The organism is Chromobacterium sp. ASV23, assembly GCF_016428945.1.
Taxonomy (GTDB): domain Bacteria; phylum Pseudomonadota; class Gammaproteobacteria; order Burkholderiales; family Chromobacteriaceae; genus Chromobacterium; species Chromobacterium sinusclupearum.
The window spans coordinates 16384-29331 of record NZ_JAELTR010000028.1; the positions used below are offsets into that span (position 1 = coordinate 16384).

Annotated in this window: 12 protein-coding genes; 5 read left to right on the forward strand and 7 right to left on the reverse strand. The window is 62.6% G+C overall.

Translation table 11 applies throughout. The features are described from left to right. The first annotated feature begins 124 nt into the window (after window positions 1-124). Window positions 125-1996, forward strand: coding sequence for a S9 family peptidase (locus JHD59_RS12670; RefSeq protein WP_199154513.1), 1872 nt, complete (start codon window positions 125-127; stop codon window positions 1994-1996). 134 nt (window positions 1997-2130) lie between these two features. Continuing rightward, complete coding sequence (locus JHD59_RS12675; RefSeq protein WP_199154514.1) at window positions 2131-3567, forward strand: glycoside hydrolase family 1 protein; 1437 nt, start codon at window positions 2131-2133, stop codon at window positions 3565-3567. Here the strand turns inward: JHD59_RS12675 and JHD59_RS12680 are convergent, their stop codons facing one another. The 4 genes from JHD59_RS12680 to lgt all read right to left on the reverse strand — a co-directional run bounded on the left by JHD59_RS12680 (window position 3568) and on the right by lgt (window position 6894). Next, a complete protein-coding gene (locus tag JHD59_RS12680) occupies window positions 3568-4251 on the reverse strand; it encodes an amino acid ABC transporter permease (RefSeq protein WP_199154515.1) in 684 nt (227 codons plus the stop codon). Then, window positions 4248-4988: an amino acid ABC transporter permease gene (locus JHD59_RS12685; protein WP_199154516.1), complete on the reverse strand. Its 741-nt coding sequence runs from the start codon at window positions 4986-4988 to the stop codon at window positions 4248-4250. The genes JHD59_RS12680 and JHD59_RS12685 overlap by 4 nt, the downstream gene beginning before the upstream one ends. Before the next feature lie 74 nt (window positions 4989-5062). Beyond that, a complete protein-coding gene (locus JHD59_RS12690; RefSeq protein WP_199154517.1) occupies window positions 5063-5866 on the reverse strand; it encodes an ABC transporter substrate-binding protein in 804 nt (267 codons plus the stop codon). A 176-nt stretch (window positions 5867-6042) separates the two neighbouring features. Continuing rightward, window positions 6043-6894, reverse strand: coding sequence for a prolipoprotein diacylglyceryl transferase (gene lgt, locus JHD59_RS12695; protein WP_103320793.1), 852 nt, complete (start codon window positions 6892-6894; stop codon window positions 6043-6045). Window positions 6895-7091: 197 nt separating this feature from the next. Here lgt and ilvD point away from each other — a divergent pair, with 197 nt between their 5' ends. Further along, entirely contained in the window at window positions 7092-8948 is a 1857-nt protein-coding gene (gene ilvD, locus JHD59_RS12700; protein WP_199154518.1) for a dihydroxy-acid dehydratase, read from the forward strand. Window positions 8949-9090: 142 nt separating this feature from the next. On the opposite strand, the gene JHD59_RS12705 is transcribed toward ilvD, so the two are convergent. The 3 genes from JHD59_RS12705 to JHD59_RS12715 form a co-directional block, all read right to left on the reverse strand. Further along, window positions 9091-9411: an SMR family transporter gene (locus JHD59_RS12705; RefSeq protein ID WP_103320791.1), complete on the reverse strand. Its 321-nt coding sequence runs from the start codon at window positions 9409-9411 to the stop codon at window positions 9091-9093. Further along, complete coding sequence (locus JHD59_RS12710) at window positions 9408-9776, reverse strand: SMR family transporter (protein ID WP_255521395.1); 369 nt, start codon at window positions 9774-9776, stop codon at window positions 9408-9410. Before JHD59_RS12710 ends, JHD59_RS12705 begins: the two co-directional genes overlap by 4 nt. A gap of 160 nt (window positions 9777-9936) precedes the next feature. Further along, window positions 9937-11034, reverse strand: a complete 1098-nt coding sequence (locus JHD59_RS12715) for an AAA family ATPase (protein WP_199154520.1) — start codon at window positions 11032-11034, stop codon at window positions 9937-9939. A 608-nt stretch (window positions 11035-11642) separates the two neighbouring features. Between JHD59_RS12715 and JHD59_RS12720 the strand changes: the two genes are divergently transcribed. Together JHD59_RS12720 and JHD59_RS12725 are read left to right on the forward strand one after the other, a co-directional pair. Then, complete coding sequence (locus JHD59_RS12720; RefSeq protein ID WP_199154521.1) at window positions 11643-11882, forward strand: hypothetical protein; 240 nt, start codon at window positions 11643-11645, stop codon at window positions 11880-11882. Continuing rightward, window positions 11822-12901, forward strand: a complete 1080-nt coding sequence (locus JHD59_RS12725; RefSeq protein WP_199154522.1) for a hypothetical protein — start codon at window positions 11822-11824, stop codon at window positions 12899-12901. The genes JHD59_RS12720 and JHD59_RS12725 overlap by 61 nt, the downstream gene beginning before the upstream one ends. Window positions 12902-12948 lie beyond the last annotated feature (47 nt).

Consider the following 12948-nt stretch of genomic DNA (forward strand, 5'->3'; position numbering starts at 1 on the left):
CTTGCGAAATGCTTTTGGCATGTTGTGGGCAAGGACCGCCGGGGCTATGATCTTTGGGCGTCTTTTCTAGCCAGACGATCCGCATTCGACGGAACCCCGGCGAGGATGCTATGGAAATCAGAGGATGAAAATGAAACAAACCATCATGACCGCGCTGGCGGCATCGCTGCTGTCTGGATCGGTATGGGCGGCGGATATCCCGCTGCGCGACTTTTTCCGCAACCCGGAACAAACCAATTTCACCGTCTCTCCCGATGGCAAGAGCGTGGCCTTCCTGTCGCCGTGGGAGTCGCGCCGCAATATCGTGGTGCGCCGCCCCGGTCAGCCGGACAAGCGCGTAACGGCAGTGAAAGACCGCGATCTGGCAGGGTATTTCTGGAAGGGCAGCGACCGGCTGGTCTACGTCAAGGACAATGGCGGCGACGAAAACTTCCACCTGTTCAGCGTGGACCTGAAAACCGGCAAGACGCGCGACCTGACGCCGTTTCCCGGCGTGCGCGCGGAAATCGTGGACGGCCTGATCGACAAGGACGACCAGCTGCTGATCAGCCTGAACAAGCGCAAGCGCGAAATTTTCGACGTGTACCGAGTGAACCTGAAAACCGGCAAGCTGACGCTGGAAGCGGAAAATCCGGGCAAGGTGACCAGCTGGGGCACGGACCACAAGGGCAATATCCGCATCGCCATCGAGACCGACGGCGTCAACAATACCGTGCTGTACCGCGACGAGCCGAGCGGCAAGTTCCGCAAGCTGCTCTCCACCACCTTCCGCGAGAGCTTCTCGCCGCTGTTCTTCACCTTCGACAACCAGCGTTTCTACGCCGCCAGCAACCTGGGCCGCGACAAGACTGCCATCGTCGAATACGACCCGAAGACCAATAAAGAGATCAAGGAAATCTACGCCCGCAACGATGTGGACGTGGACGGCCTCAACTACTCCCACAAACGCAAGGTCATCACCTGCGCCGGTTTCGAAACCGACAAGCCGGGCCGCGAGTGCTTCGATCCGCAGGCGCGCGAGCTGTACGCCAAGCTGCAGTCCCACTTCCCCGGTTTCCAAGTGGACATCCAGTCCGCCGACCGCAACGAGGACCGCTTCGTGGTGGCGGCGTGGAGCGACAGGACTCAAGGCAAACGCTATCTCTACGACAGCAAGGCCGACAAGCTGACGCTACTGGCCGATATTACGCCGTGGCTGCCGGCCGACAAGATGGCGGCCATGAAACCCATCCAATACCAGAGCCGCGACGGCCTGACCATCAACGGCTACCTGACCCTGCCCAAGGGCAAGGAAGACGCCAATAACCTGCCGGTGATCGTCAATCCGCATGGCGGCCCATGGGCGCGAGACAGCTGGCGTTTCAATCCGGAAGTGCAATTCTTTGCCAACCGCGGCTGGGCGGTGCTGCAGATGAACTTCCGCGGCTCCACCGGCTATGGCCGCCAGTTCTGGGAGTCCTCGTTCAAGGAGTGGGGCGGCAAGATGCAGGATGACGTCACCGACGGCGTCAACTGGCTGGTGCAGCAAGGCATCGCCGATCCGAAAAAGGTGTGCATCTACGGTGGCAGCTACGGCGGCTACGCCACGCTGGCCGGCATCACCAAGACGCCGGAGCTGTACCGCTGCGCCGTCGATTACGTCGGCGTGTCCAACCTCTTTACCTTCATGACCACCATCCCACCGTACTGGAAGCCGTTCCTGGATTCGATGTACGAGATGGTGGGCCACCCGGAAAAGGATAAGGATCTGCTGCGCGAGCGCTCGCCGGTATTCCATGTGGACCGCATCCAGACCCCGCTCCTGGTGCTGCAAGGCGCCAAGGACCCGCGCGTCAACATCAACGAATCGAACCAGATCGTCGATGCGCTGAAGAAGCGCGGCGTGGAAGTGGAATACATCGTCAAGGACAATGAGGGCCACGGCTTCCATAACGAGGAAAACCGTTTCGCCGCCTATGGCGCGATGGAAAAGTTCTTCAAGAAATATCTGGACTGATCGCGAAAGCCTTTGCCGAGAGCCCGCCGCCTGGCGGGCTTTTTCTTGTCCCTTGTCAAACCGGCGGGTGAACTTGGTGGCGCCGGCGGCGACCAATAGCCCATCATTGATAGTCTTCTCGACCGGAGCACCCCATGGATCACGTCAGCCTCAAGCCTTTTCCCGACAACTTCCTGTGGGGCGCCGCTTCCGCCGCCTACCAGGTGGAGGGCGCTTTCGATATCGACGGCAAGGGCTTGTCGGTGTGGGATGTTTTCGTGCGCGAGCCGGGCCGCACTTTCCAGGGCAGCAATGGCGACGTTGCGGTGGACCACTACCACCGCATGGAGGAGGACGTGGCGCTGATGGCCGAGATGGGGCTGACAGCCTACCGTTTCTCCGTCAGTTGGCCGCGCGTGCTGCCGCAAGGCCGCGGCGCAGCCAACGAGGCCGGCCTGTCTTTCTACGACCGCCTGATCGACGCCTTGCTGGCGCATGGCATCGAGCCGGTGCTGACGCTATACCACTGGGACATGCCGCAGGCCTTGCAGGACGAATACGGCGGTTGGGAAGACCGGCGCGTCATCGACGACTTCGGCGACTACTGCGCCTTGCTGTTCCGCCGTTACGGCGACCGGGTCAAGACCTGGGTGTCTCTGAACGAACAGAACTACAACCTCAGCAACGCCTATCTGCTGGCGACGCACCCGCCGGCGCTGGCCGACCGCAAGCGCTTCTACGCCGCCAATCACATCGCCTTTCTCGCCAACGCGCGCGCCATCCAGCTGTTCCGCCAACTCGTGCCGGATGGCCGCATCGGGCCAAGCTTCGCCTATTCTCCGGCCTATCCGGCATCCTGCGCGCCGACGGACCAGCTGGCCTTTGACAATGCCGAGGAATTCACCAATCACTGGTGGCTGGACACCTACTGCTACGGCCGCTATCCGCAAGTGGCGCTGGCCTGGCTGCGCCAGCGCGGCGAAGCGCCGGACATTCTGCCCGGCGACATGGCGGCGCTGGCGGCGGCCAAGCCGGATTTCATCGGCCTCAACTACTATTACACGCTGACCTATACCGACAACCCGCCGGACGGGGTCGGTTTGCAGCGCATCAACACCACCGGGCAGAAGGGCAGCACGCCGGCCAGCGGCGTGCCCGGCTTGTATCGCACCACGCCGAATCCGCAACTGGAAACGTCCAACTGGGACTGGGCGATAGACCCGACCGGCCTGCGCATCGCCTTGCGCCGCCTGACCAGCCGCTACGCGCTGCCGGTGCTGATCACGGAAAACGGCCTGGGCGAGTTCGACCGGCTGGAAGACGGCGATCAGGTCCATGACGCCTACCGCATCGATTACCTGCGCCGCCATCTGGCGGCCTGCCAGGAAGCGATCAGCGACGGCGTGGCGCTGATGGGCTTCTGCGCCTGGTCGTTCACCGACATCCTGAGTTGGCTCAACGGTTACCAGAAGCGCTATGGCTTCGTCTACGTCAACCGTGACGAGACCGATGTCCGCGACTTGCGCCGCGTGCGCAAGGACAGCTTCTTCTGGTATCAGCGCGTGATCGCCAGCGGCGGGCGCGAGCTGTGATTACGCGGCCCGGCGCCAGCGGCGCTGGGCCATATGCCCGCCCAGCTGCAGCAGGGCGCACAGCGCAAGATAGCCGACGGCGATGGCGCTGAAGATTTCCAGCGGGTATACCTGCTCGCGGTTATTGACCTGGGTGGCGACGAAGGTGAACTCCGCCACGCCGACGATATAGGCCAGCGAGCTGTCCTTCAGCAGCGACACCCACTGATTGACGAAGGACGGCAACATGATGCGCAGCGCCTGCGGCAGGATCAGCCAGCGCAGCGTCTGCCAGCGCGAGAAGCCCAGCGCCAGGCCGGCCTGCCACTGGCCGCGGCCGACCGCATTGAGCCCGGCCAGCACGGCCTGGCCCAGATACGCCGCGTGGATCAGCGCGAGCGCCAGAATCACGGTGACGAGGCCCGGAATGTCGATGCCGAACAATAGCGGCAGCAGGAAGTAGCACCAGAAGATCAGCATCAGCACCGGGATGGCGCGCAGCATGGCGGTGACGGCCATCACGGCGCGCCGCAGCGCCGCGCCGCCCATTGACTGGGCGATGCCCAGCGCCAAGCCCAGCGCGCTGGCGAGCAGCGCCGCGGCCAGGCTCAGCAGGGCGGTCAACAGCAGGCCGCCGGCTTCGCCATTGGCGAGATTGCCCCACAGCAGGTAGTCCAGATTGTCGTGAATCACGGCCGGGATCATCGCAGCGTCCTCCAGGCGGGATCGGGGCGCTGGCTCAGCAACTGAGTGAGCAGCACCAGGATCAGATACAGCGCGGTGGCGACGGCGAAAGCCTGGAAGGCCAGCAGCGTCTCGGTTTCCACCTGGCGCGAGGCGTAAGACAGCTCCGCCAGGCCGATGGCCATGGTCAGCGAGGTGTTCTTGACGATGGCCGTGTACTGGCCCACCAACGGCCGCTTCACCAGCTGCCAGGCCTGCGGCAGCACCACCAGGCTCAATACCTGCCAGCCGCTCATGCCCAGCGCCCGCGCCGCCAGACGCTGGCCTTTGGGCACGGCGTTCAGGCCGGACTGCAGCTCGCCACAGATGAAAGCCGCGCTGTACAGGGTCAAGGCGGTAAAGGCGGCCAGGAACTCGAACGAGGGCCAAGGCAAGGACAGATCAAAGGGCAGCGCCAAGGCGTGCGGCGTGTTCAGCCAGATTTTCGCTTCGTCCGGCAATAGGCCGGACACGCCAAAATACCACAGCAGCAGCTGCACCATCAGCGGCGTGTTGCGGTGCAGGCCGACGAACAGCCGCGTCGCCAGCCGGAGCGGCCGCAAGCCGCTGTCGAGTAGCGCGGTGAAGACAATGCCAAGCAGGCTGGCGGCCAGGACCACCAGCAGCGACAGCCAGCCGGTGAGCAGCGCGCCCTTGGCCAGCCAGGCCAGATAGTGCGGCTCCAGCCAGTTATGGCCGAGCCAGGAGGGAGGGGTCATGCAAATTTCTTTCTACGGCGTGAAACGGCAAAACCGCCGGCGCGCGGCGGTTGTGGACAGCGGAACAGCTAGTGTCAGGTCGCGTCGCCGATCTTGAAATCGCGCGGCAGCGGGGCCTTGGTCTTGGGGCCGAACCAGTGGTCGTAGATCTTGGCCGCTTCGCCGCTCTTTTCCAGCTGCTGCAGCGTGTCGTTGACTGCCTTGGTCAGACGCGCTTCGCCCTTGGGCAGGCCGATGGCTTGGTATTCGCGGGTCAGCGTGAACGGCGCCAGCTCATACTTGGCCTTGTCCGGCGCGTTGGCCAGCAGGGCGGCCAGCTTGGAGCCGTCCTGGGTGATGGCCTGCACGTTGCCGTTGCGCAGCGCGGTGAAGGCCAGCGGGGTGTCGTCATAGGCGACAACCGTGGTCTTCGGGTATTTCTCGCGCAGATACACTTCCTGCGTCGTGCCCTTGTCCACGCCCACGCGCAGGCCAGAGAGCTGTTCCGGCTTCTGCAGCGTGCCCTTGCGCACGATGAATTGCTGGCCGGAGGCGAAGTAGGGCAGGCTGAAGTCCACCTGCTTCTTGCGCTCGTCGGTCACGGTGAAGTTGGCGGCGACGATGTCGGCCTTGCCGGACACCAACAGCGGCACGCGGTTGGCCGGGTTGGTCGGGATCAATTGCAGCTTCACGCCCAGCTTCTTGGCGATGTGCTGAGCCACATCGACATCCAGGCCGACGATCTGGCGGCTCTTGGCGTCGAGAAAGCCGAACGGCGGGTTGCTGTCGAAGGCGGCGACGCGCAGCACGCCGGCTTTCTTGATGTCGTCCAGGCGGTCGGCCAGGGCGGCGGTGGAAGTCAGGGCGACGGCGAGTGCGAGAGCGAGGGTCTTGTTCATGGCGAGCCTTGTAAAGTGCTAATGATGCGGAATCGATTGGCGCCATCTTACCCTGCTTGATTAATTCCAATAAATTCTAAAAAATTAGTTACATATTCCTTATTTTGTTATTTTGGTGGGGCATGCATGAAAAAAGCCGGGAATGATCCCGGCTTTTGCATGCTGGATGGGGCGGTTCAAGCAGGCTTGCGTTTGCCGAAGAACACAAACAGCGCTACGCCGATGACGATCATCGGCAGGCTCAGCCATTGGCCCATGCTGATCACGTCGGACTTGCCGAAGATGCCGGCATCGGGATTGCGGAAGTATTCGCTGATGAAGCGGGCCAGGCCATAGCCGATCAGGAATACCGCCGACACCTGGCCGCGCGCGCGCGGCTTGGCGCTGTACAGCCACAGGGCGCCGAACAGCACGATGCCTTCCAGCGCAAACTCGTACAGCTGCGAGGGGTGGCGCGTGAGGCCGCCGTAATGCATCAGCATGTTCATCAGGTCCGACGACTGCTGCGCCTCGGCGATGTCGTCCATCCGGGCCTGCGGGAACAGCATGGCCCATGGCAGGTCTGGGCTGGCGACGCGGCCCCACAACTCGCCGTTGATGAAGTTGCCGACGCGGCCGGCCGCCAGGCCCAGCGGCACCAGCGGCGCGATGAAGTCGGTCAGTTGCCAGAAGCCCCGGCCTATCTTGCGGCCATACAGCGCCACGGCCACCAGCACGCCGATGAAGCCGCCATGGAAGGACATGCCGCCTTTCCATACCATGAAGATTTCCAGCGGATGGCTGAAATAGAAGCCGGGCTGATAGAACAGCACTTCGCCGAGGCGGCCGCCCACCACCACGCCGACTGCGCCGTACATCAGCATGTCGTCCAGCTGCGGCACGGTCAGCACGTCGTTGCCCTTTTTCAGGCGGTATTTGCCCAGGGTGAGAAACAGGGCGAAGCCCAGCAGGTACATCAGGCCGTACCAGTGCACGGCGAGCGGGCCGAGATGAACGGCGACCGGGTCGAACTGAGGATGAATCAGCATTTGTCAGGGATGTGCGTTTGCGGTAAAAGAAATGGTTGACGAGATTATACGGAAAGCGTTCCCCGCCGTCGCGCCGCTCATCCGCGACGCCTAGGCAAAAGGCTGGCCCACCCGGCACCCGCGGGCCAGCCGCCGCAAGCTTACCCTGCCTGCGTGACGGAATGACGACCGGCTTTGAACCTATTAAAGGAAGCATCATGCCCCAATACCGCTCCCGCACCTCCACCGCCGGCCGCAATATGGCGGGTGCCCGCGCGCTGTGGCGCGCCACCGGGATGACCGACGCCGACTTCGGCAAGCCCATCATCGCCATCGCCAATTCCTTCACCCAGTTCGTGCCTGGCCACGTCCATCTGCAGAATATGGGCCAACTGGTGGCGCGCGAGATTGAAAAAGCCGGCGGCGTGGCCAAGGAATTCAACACCATCGCCATCGACGACGGCATCGCCATGGGCCATGGCGGCATGCTGTACAGCCTGCCCAGCCGCGACCTGATCGCCGACAGCGTGGAATACATGGTCAACGCGCACTGCGCCGACGCGCTGGTATGCATCTCCAATTGCGACAAGATCACCCCGGGCATGCTGATGGCCGCCATGCGGCTGAACATCCCGGTGGTGTTCGTCTCCGGCGGGCCGATGGAGGCCGGCAAGGTGCAGTGGGGCAACGAGGTGCGCAAGCTGGACCTGGTGGACGCCATGGTGGAGGCCGCCAACAGCGCGGTGTCGGATGAGGATGTGGACCGCGTCGAGCGTTCCGCCTGTCCGACTTGCGGCTCCTGCTCCGGCATGTTCACCGCCAACTCGATGAACTGTCTGACCGAGGCGCTGGGCCTCAGCTCGCCCGGCAACGGCAGCCTGGTGGCGACCCACGCCGACCGCAAGGAACTGTTCCTGAAGGCCGGCCGCCTGATCGTCGAGCTGGCCAAGCGTCATTACGAGGGCGAGGACTATTCCGTTCTGCCGCGCAGCATCGCCACCAAGCAGGCTTTCGAGAACGCGATGAGCCTGGACGTGGCGATGGGCGGCTCCACCAATACCGTGCTGCACCTGTTGGCCGCCGCCAGCGAGGCCGGGGTGGATTTCAAGATGGCCGACATCGACCGCATCAGCCGCGGCGTGCCGTGTCTGTCCAAGGTGGCGCCGGCCACGCAGAAGTATCATATGGAAGACGTGCATCGCGCCGGCGGCGTGATCGGCATCCTGGCCGAGCTGGACCGCGCCGGCCTGCTGCACCGCGATGTGCCCACCGTGCATAGCCCCAGCCTGGGCGCGGCCATTGAACAATGGGATGTGATGCGCCACGGCGAGGGCAGCGAGGCGCACCGCTTCTACCGCGCCGCGCCGGGCGGCGTGGCCACCACCATCGCCTTCTCGCAAAGCATGCGCTACCCGACGCTGGATAATGACCGCGCCGATGGCTGCATCCGCGACAAGGCCAACGCTTACTCGCAGGACGGCGGCCTGGCCGTGCTGTACGGCAATATCGCCGAGCGCGGCTGCATCGTGAAGACGGCCGGCGTCGATGAATCCATCCTCAAGTTCACCGGACGCGCGCGCATCTTTGAAAGCCAGGACGCGGCGGTGGAGGCGATTCTGGCAGACCGCATCGTCGCCGGCGATATCGTCATCATCCGCTATGAGGGCCCCAAGGGTGGCCCGGGCATGCAGGAGATGCTGTATCCCACTTCGTACCTGAAGTCCAAGGGTCTGGGCAAAGCCTGCGCCTTGCTGACCGATGGCCGCTTTTCCGGCGGCACATCCGGCCTCAGCATCGGCCATGTTTCGCCGGAAGCGGCCGAGGGCGGCGCGATTGGCTTGGCGGAAGAGGGCGACACGGTGGAAATCGACATCCCGAACCGTCGAATCCATCTGGCCGTGTCGGATGAGGTCTTGGCCAAACGCCGCGCCGCGATGGAGGCGAAGGGCCGCGACGCCTGGCAGCCTGTGGGCCGCAGCCGCGTGGTCAGCCCGGCCCTGCGCGCCTATGCCGCGATGACCACCAGCGCGGATACCGGCGCGGTGCGCGATGTGTCTCAAGTGGAGCGTAAATAAAAAAGCGTAGGGTGCGTCACCCCAAAGTGGCGACGCACCTAATGAAAGGGGAGGCGCTCGGCCTCCCCCTTTTGTTCCAGGCGGGCCTGAAAATTTCGCCGCGGTCCCGCTCGGGACGGTGGAATTTTCGGGCCTGGCTGTTTTAGACGGTGGACAGCGTCACCACCGCCGCAGCGACGATGCCGATGCCGGCCCAGCCGATAGGCTTCAGTTTTTGTTTGTACAGCAGGCGGCCGCCGATGGCGGTGCCGAGAATCCCGATGGAACCCCACAAGGCATAGGCGATGGCCAAGTCCATGCCTTTCACGGCCTGTCCCAGCAGCGCAAAGGCTATCCATACCAGCAGGATGGCGCCGATGCCCCATAGTTTGCGGCGGAAGCCGTCAGATTTTTCCAGCATCAGATTGGCGCCCACTTCTATCAGCGCCGAGGCCAGCACAAACACTAAATACATGGTTTTCATGCTGCGGCCTCCTCGTCATGAGGTTCGCCCAGCGTGACGCAAGTCAGGCCCAGCAAGGCCAGCGCCAGTCCAATCAGCTCTTGCGGCACCAGCTTTTCGCCGAACAGCCAGACGCTGACGATGGTGAGTCCAATCAGACCCAGTCCTTCCCATACGGCGTAGGCCACGCCGACCGAGATGCCGCGCAGGGCCAGAGACAACAGGTAATAAGACAAGGCCAGCGCGCCCGCCATCCAGATATAACCCAGATGGCCGCCGTTGCGAGCCGCGATGGCCATGAAGGAGGTGCCGATAATTTCACAGACAATGGCCGCGAACAACAAGGCCCAGGCCAGCAATAATGGAGAACATAATTTTCTATACATAGTGTTGAATAAAATAAACAAGACAGGGGTCAGACCCAGGCTGGCTTGGCAGAGTTCCCCGCAGGTTCGGACTATAAAATCGGCATATCGGCGAAAATAAAGAAAAATACGATCAAAAGACGTAAAAAAACCGCCTGGCGGCGGCTGGGGATAAATCGCTTCAGTGGTCGTCGTTCAGCAGGGTTTCGCCGTCCTGCAGGGCGAGCGGAAACAGTTTAAGCGGACGATGACGGCGGATCAGTTCGGCCAGATGCGGCGAGTGGCTGGTGACCCAGATCTGGCTGTAGCGGCTGGCTTCCGCTATCAACCTCGCCAGTGACGGCAGCAGCGCCGGATGCAGGCTGTTTTCCGGTTCGTTCAGCGCCATGAAGGCAGGCGGACGCGGGCTGAGCAGGGCGACTGTCAGACACAGAAAGCGCAGCGTGCCATCGGACAGTTCGGAGGCCTCCAAGGGCCGCAGCAAGCCCTCTCGCTGCATCAGCATCTGGAAACGGCCCTGAGCGGCATCCACCAGGAAATGGCTGTCGGGAAAGGCCTCGGCCAATACGCTGCGCAGCAAATCGCGGTCGCCTATCTCGACAATGGTCTGGTAGGCCGCGGCCAGGTTGGCGCCGTCGTGCGCCAGCACGGGCGAGCGTATGCCCACCTGCGGCGCGCGCAGCGGCGAGCCCGGCCAGACTGCGAATTCATGATAGAAGCGCCAGCGACGCAAGGTTTCCCGCAGTTGCGACAGCTCCGGGTAGCGGTGCGGTTCGGCCAGTTGGCCGAAGATGGATTCTTCCGCCCGCAGGCTGGCCGGATAGGTGTTGCGTTCCCCATCCACGCCGCATAGGAAGGCCGCCTGGTTGCGGCGCTCCAGCAGTAGCGTCGAAGGCCTGCGGCCTTGGCTGGCCAGCCACAGGCTTTCCTCCTTCACCAGCGGGTCAAGCGAGAACAGGCTCATGCTGGGTTCGGGATAACCGAGTTGCAGCTCGTAGTCGTAGCCATCCAGTCTGGCCGACAGAATCATGCGCTTAGGCCCGCGGGCCTTGTCGCCCCGGCGCGGCCCGCCCGCCCACATCGCTTTCTGGATGCCGCCTTCCTCGGCCAGCGCGGCGGCCAGCCGGCCCTCGGCCGAGGCGTGCAATAGATGGATGGCCTTGTACAAATTGGATTTGCCGCAGCCGTTGGCGCCGACGACGACGTTGAGGGCCTCCAGCTCCAGTGTCAGTTTGCGGATCGAGCGGAAGCCGGCCAGGCTGATGCTGTTGATGGGCATGGTGAGAGTAGGGTGGCAGAAGGGATTGTGACCAGCGGCGGTGGGGCGGGTTCCGCTTTTGGCTATCTTGTTAGGTATTGATCATTGTCATAATTCTGGAAGGCAATGGTGCTATTATGGCGCTGTCCTTGTAGGACAATTGGGAACTTGCAGCCTTGCCTGCAGTCCATCCAGACCCATCCCCGCGCTGTTTCTACGTGTTCAGTTATCGCCAAATCGAACAATTCTTCCTGCTACTTATTCGTTTTGTTTCGAAAGTGAAATATTTCTTAAAGTACATTGGTATAATGTAAGGTATTTTTTTACATTTTCAGCATGGCTATTGTGGCTTTCCCGTACGACTGCATAATCGACCATCTGATTTTGGATAGTAGATGCTTGCTGTTTTGCGCTGGGGTGTGTCGGGTGGAATTATGAAGAAACTGTGCGTATCGCAATGATTTTTAAGAGTTTTGCCAAGAGTTGGCGGTGGGGCGGGCAAAAAAAATGCGCGGTGCCTTACGGCCCGCGCCAAGTCTACAAAGGAGAAATAGAGGAGAAACTATCAAGAAGCAATTGCTGCATCTCAACGAGAACGGATTATCCGGATAGCGCTACCAGGTGTCAACATGTGCGTTTCCGAAAATGTCGAGAAATATAACTTTTTGTCGCGCCTAAATACATTTATTGTTTGTGGGCGCAATTCTGGCAAGGGTTTACGTTTTTGTCATGTTGCGATCGTGGCCGAGCAAGCCCGTGGCGGCTGTGCCACAATACGGTTTTTTCGACTGTTGCAGGATGCCCGCCCATGGACGCTGTCCGTCACCTTCTTCCCGATCCGCGTCAATATCACCCGCAAGTTTCTCTGACCAACCGACTGATCCATCATGCCCAGTCCGTGCTGGGCGCGCCGGACGCCGGCGAGCGCGATATGTGGCGCCAGGCCCTGGTGGGCGCAATCGACGAGATGTTGCAGCGTGGCGAGGTATTGTCGATCTCCGTGGCCTTGGCCATGGTGCCGACGCAGGCCTGCTATCAGATCGTCTGGGACGCTTTGCGCCAGGCCGTAGAAGAGACCGGCGACGCGCGCGCGCTGGTATTCGCCTTGCCGCTGGTGTTGGTGGCCGGCAGCCGCGAGCAGGTCGAGCTGCCCGGAGCCATTGCCGATGTCGAAGGCTTGAACGCGCTGCTGCGCCAGCATGGCGTGTTCGCCGCGGACGGCGACGCGGCCTTGTCCGGCGTGTTGCTGCATCCGGACAGCCTGGTGGGCCTGGATGCGCTGACCTTATATAGGATGGCCCGGCAAGGCGAGGCTGCCCGCGACAGCTTGCCGGCGCAGGCGGCGCCGGTCACCGTGAAGGAGGAAGGCGTATTCCTGCGCTACCTGATAGGCGTGGCCGTGCAGCGCGAAGGCGAGGCGTGTCCGGTCAGGCTAGGCGGTTCGGTCGGCGCCTGGGGCATGCCGCTGATGAAGTTCCTGGGCGAACAGCTGAAGACCGATGGCGTGACGCTGTTCCCGATTGCCCGGCCGCCGCTGCCGGCGATGCAGGCGCTGGTGGCCGGCAACCATGCACGCTTCGAGGTGGCGCTGCAAGTGTTCGCCAGCAGCCAGATCCGCCGCTTGCGCGAACTGGACAAGGAGCCGGTGGCCATCGTTTCCGCGCATGCAAACGGCGAGCTGCACTTCACCGTTTCCGCCAAGGGAGACGAGCGCAACTGGGAAGGCTTCGTCTGGCCGCTGGCTTCGCTGGACAACCTCAAGCTGATCGAAGAAAACTTCCGCGAGCTGATGAACGAGTGCCGCGTGCGAGAAGTGCATGTGCTGCCAGAGCTGCAACCGGAAAGCCGCGACGGCGTGCCGCTGTTTTTCACAGCGGACGATTTGTAAGTTACCAGGAGTAAGGGGCCCCGCATCGTGCGGGGCCTTCTGCTTGG

What these genes read in the sequence shown, in the direction of transcription:
- JHD59_RS12715 (WP_199154520.1), bottom strand. Translation starts at nt 11,034, where the DNA reads ATGCCCATCAACAGCATCAGCCTGGCCGGCTTCCGCTCGATCCGCAAA.
- JHD59_RS12680 (WP_199154515.1), bottom strand. Translation starts at nt 4,251, where the DNA reads ATGATCCCGGCCGTGATTCACGACAATCTGGACTACCTGCTGTGGGGC.
- JHD59_RS12685 (WP_199154516.1), bottom strand. Translation starts at nt 4,988, where the DNA reads ATGACCCCTCCCTCCTGGCTCGGCCATAACTGGCTGGAGCCGCACTAT.
- JHD59_RS12690 (WP_199154517.1), bottom strand. Translation starts at nt 5,866, where the DNA reads ATGAACAAGACCCTCGCTCTCGCACTCGCCGTCGCCCTGACTTCCACC.
- JHD59_RS12670 (WP_199154513.1), top strand. Translation starts at nt 125, where the DNA reads ATGAAAATGAAACAAACCATCATGACCGCGCTGGCGGCATCGCTGCTG.
- JHD59_RS12720 (WP_199154521.1), top strand. Translation starts at nt 11,643, where the DNA reads ATGTGCGTTTCCGAAAATGTCGAGAAATATAACTTTTTGTCGCGCCTA.
- lgt (WP_103320793.1), bottom strand. Translation starts at nt 6,894, where the DNA reads ATGCTGATTCATCCTCAGTTCGACCCGGTCGCCGTTCATCTCGGCCCG.
- JHD59_RS12725 (WP_199154522.1), top strand. Translation starts at nt 11,822, where the DNA reads ATGGACGCTGTCCGTCACCTTCTTCCCGATCCGCGTCAATATCACCCG.
- JHD59_RS12710 (WP_255521395.1), bottom strand. Translation starts at nt 9,776, where the DNA reads ATGTATAGAAAATTATGTTCTCCATTATTGCTGGCCTGGGCCTTGTTG.
- ilvD (WP_199154518.1), top strand. Translation starts at nt 7,092, where the DNA reads ATGCCCCAATACCGCTCCCGCACCTCCACCGCCGGCCGCAATATGGCG.
- JHD59_RS12705 (WP_103320791.1), bottom strand. Translation starts at nt 9,411, where the DNA reads ATGAAAACCATGTATTTAGTGTTTGTGCTGGCCTCGGCGCTGATAGAA.
- JHD59_RS12675 (WP_199154514.1), top strand. Translation starts at nt 2,131, where the DNA reads ATGGATCACGTCAGCCTCAAGCCTTTTCCCGACAACTTCCTGTGGGGC.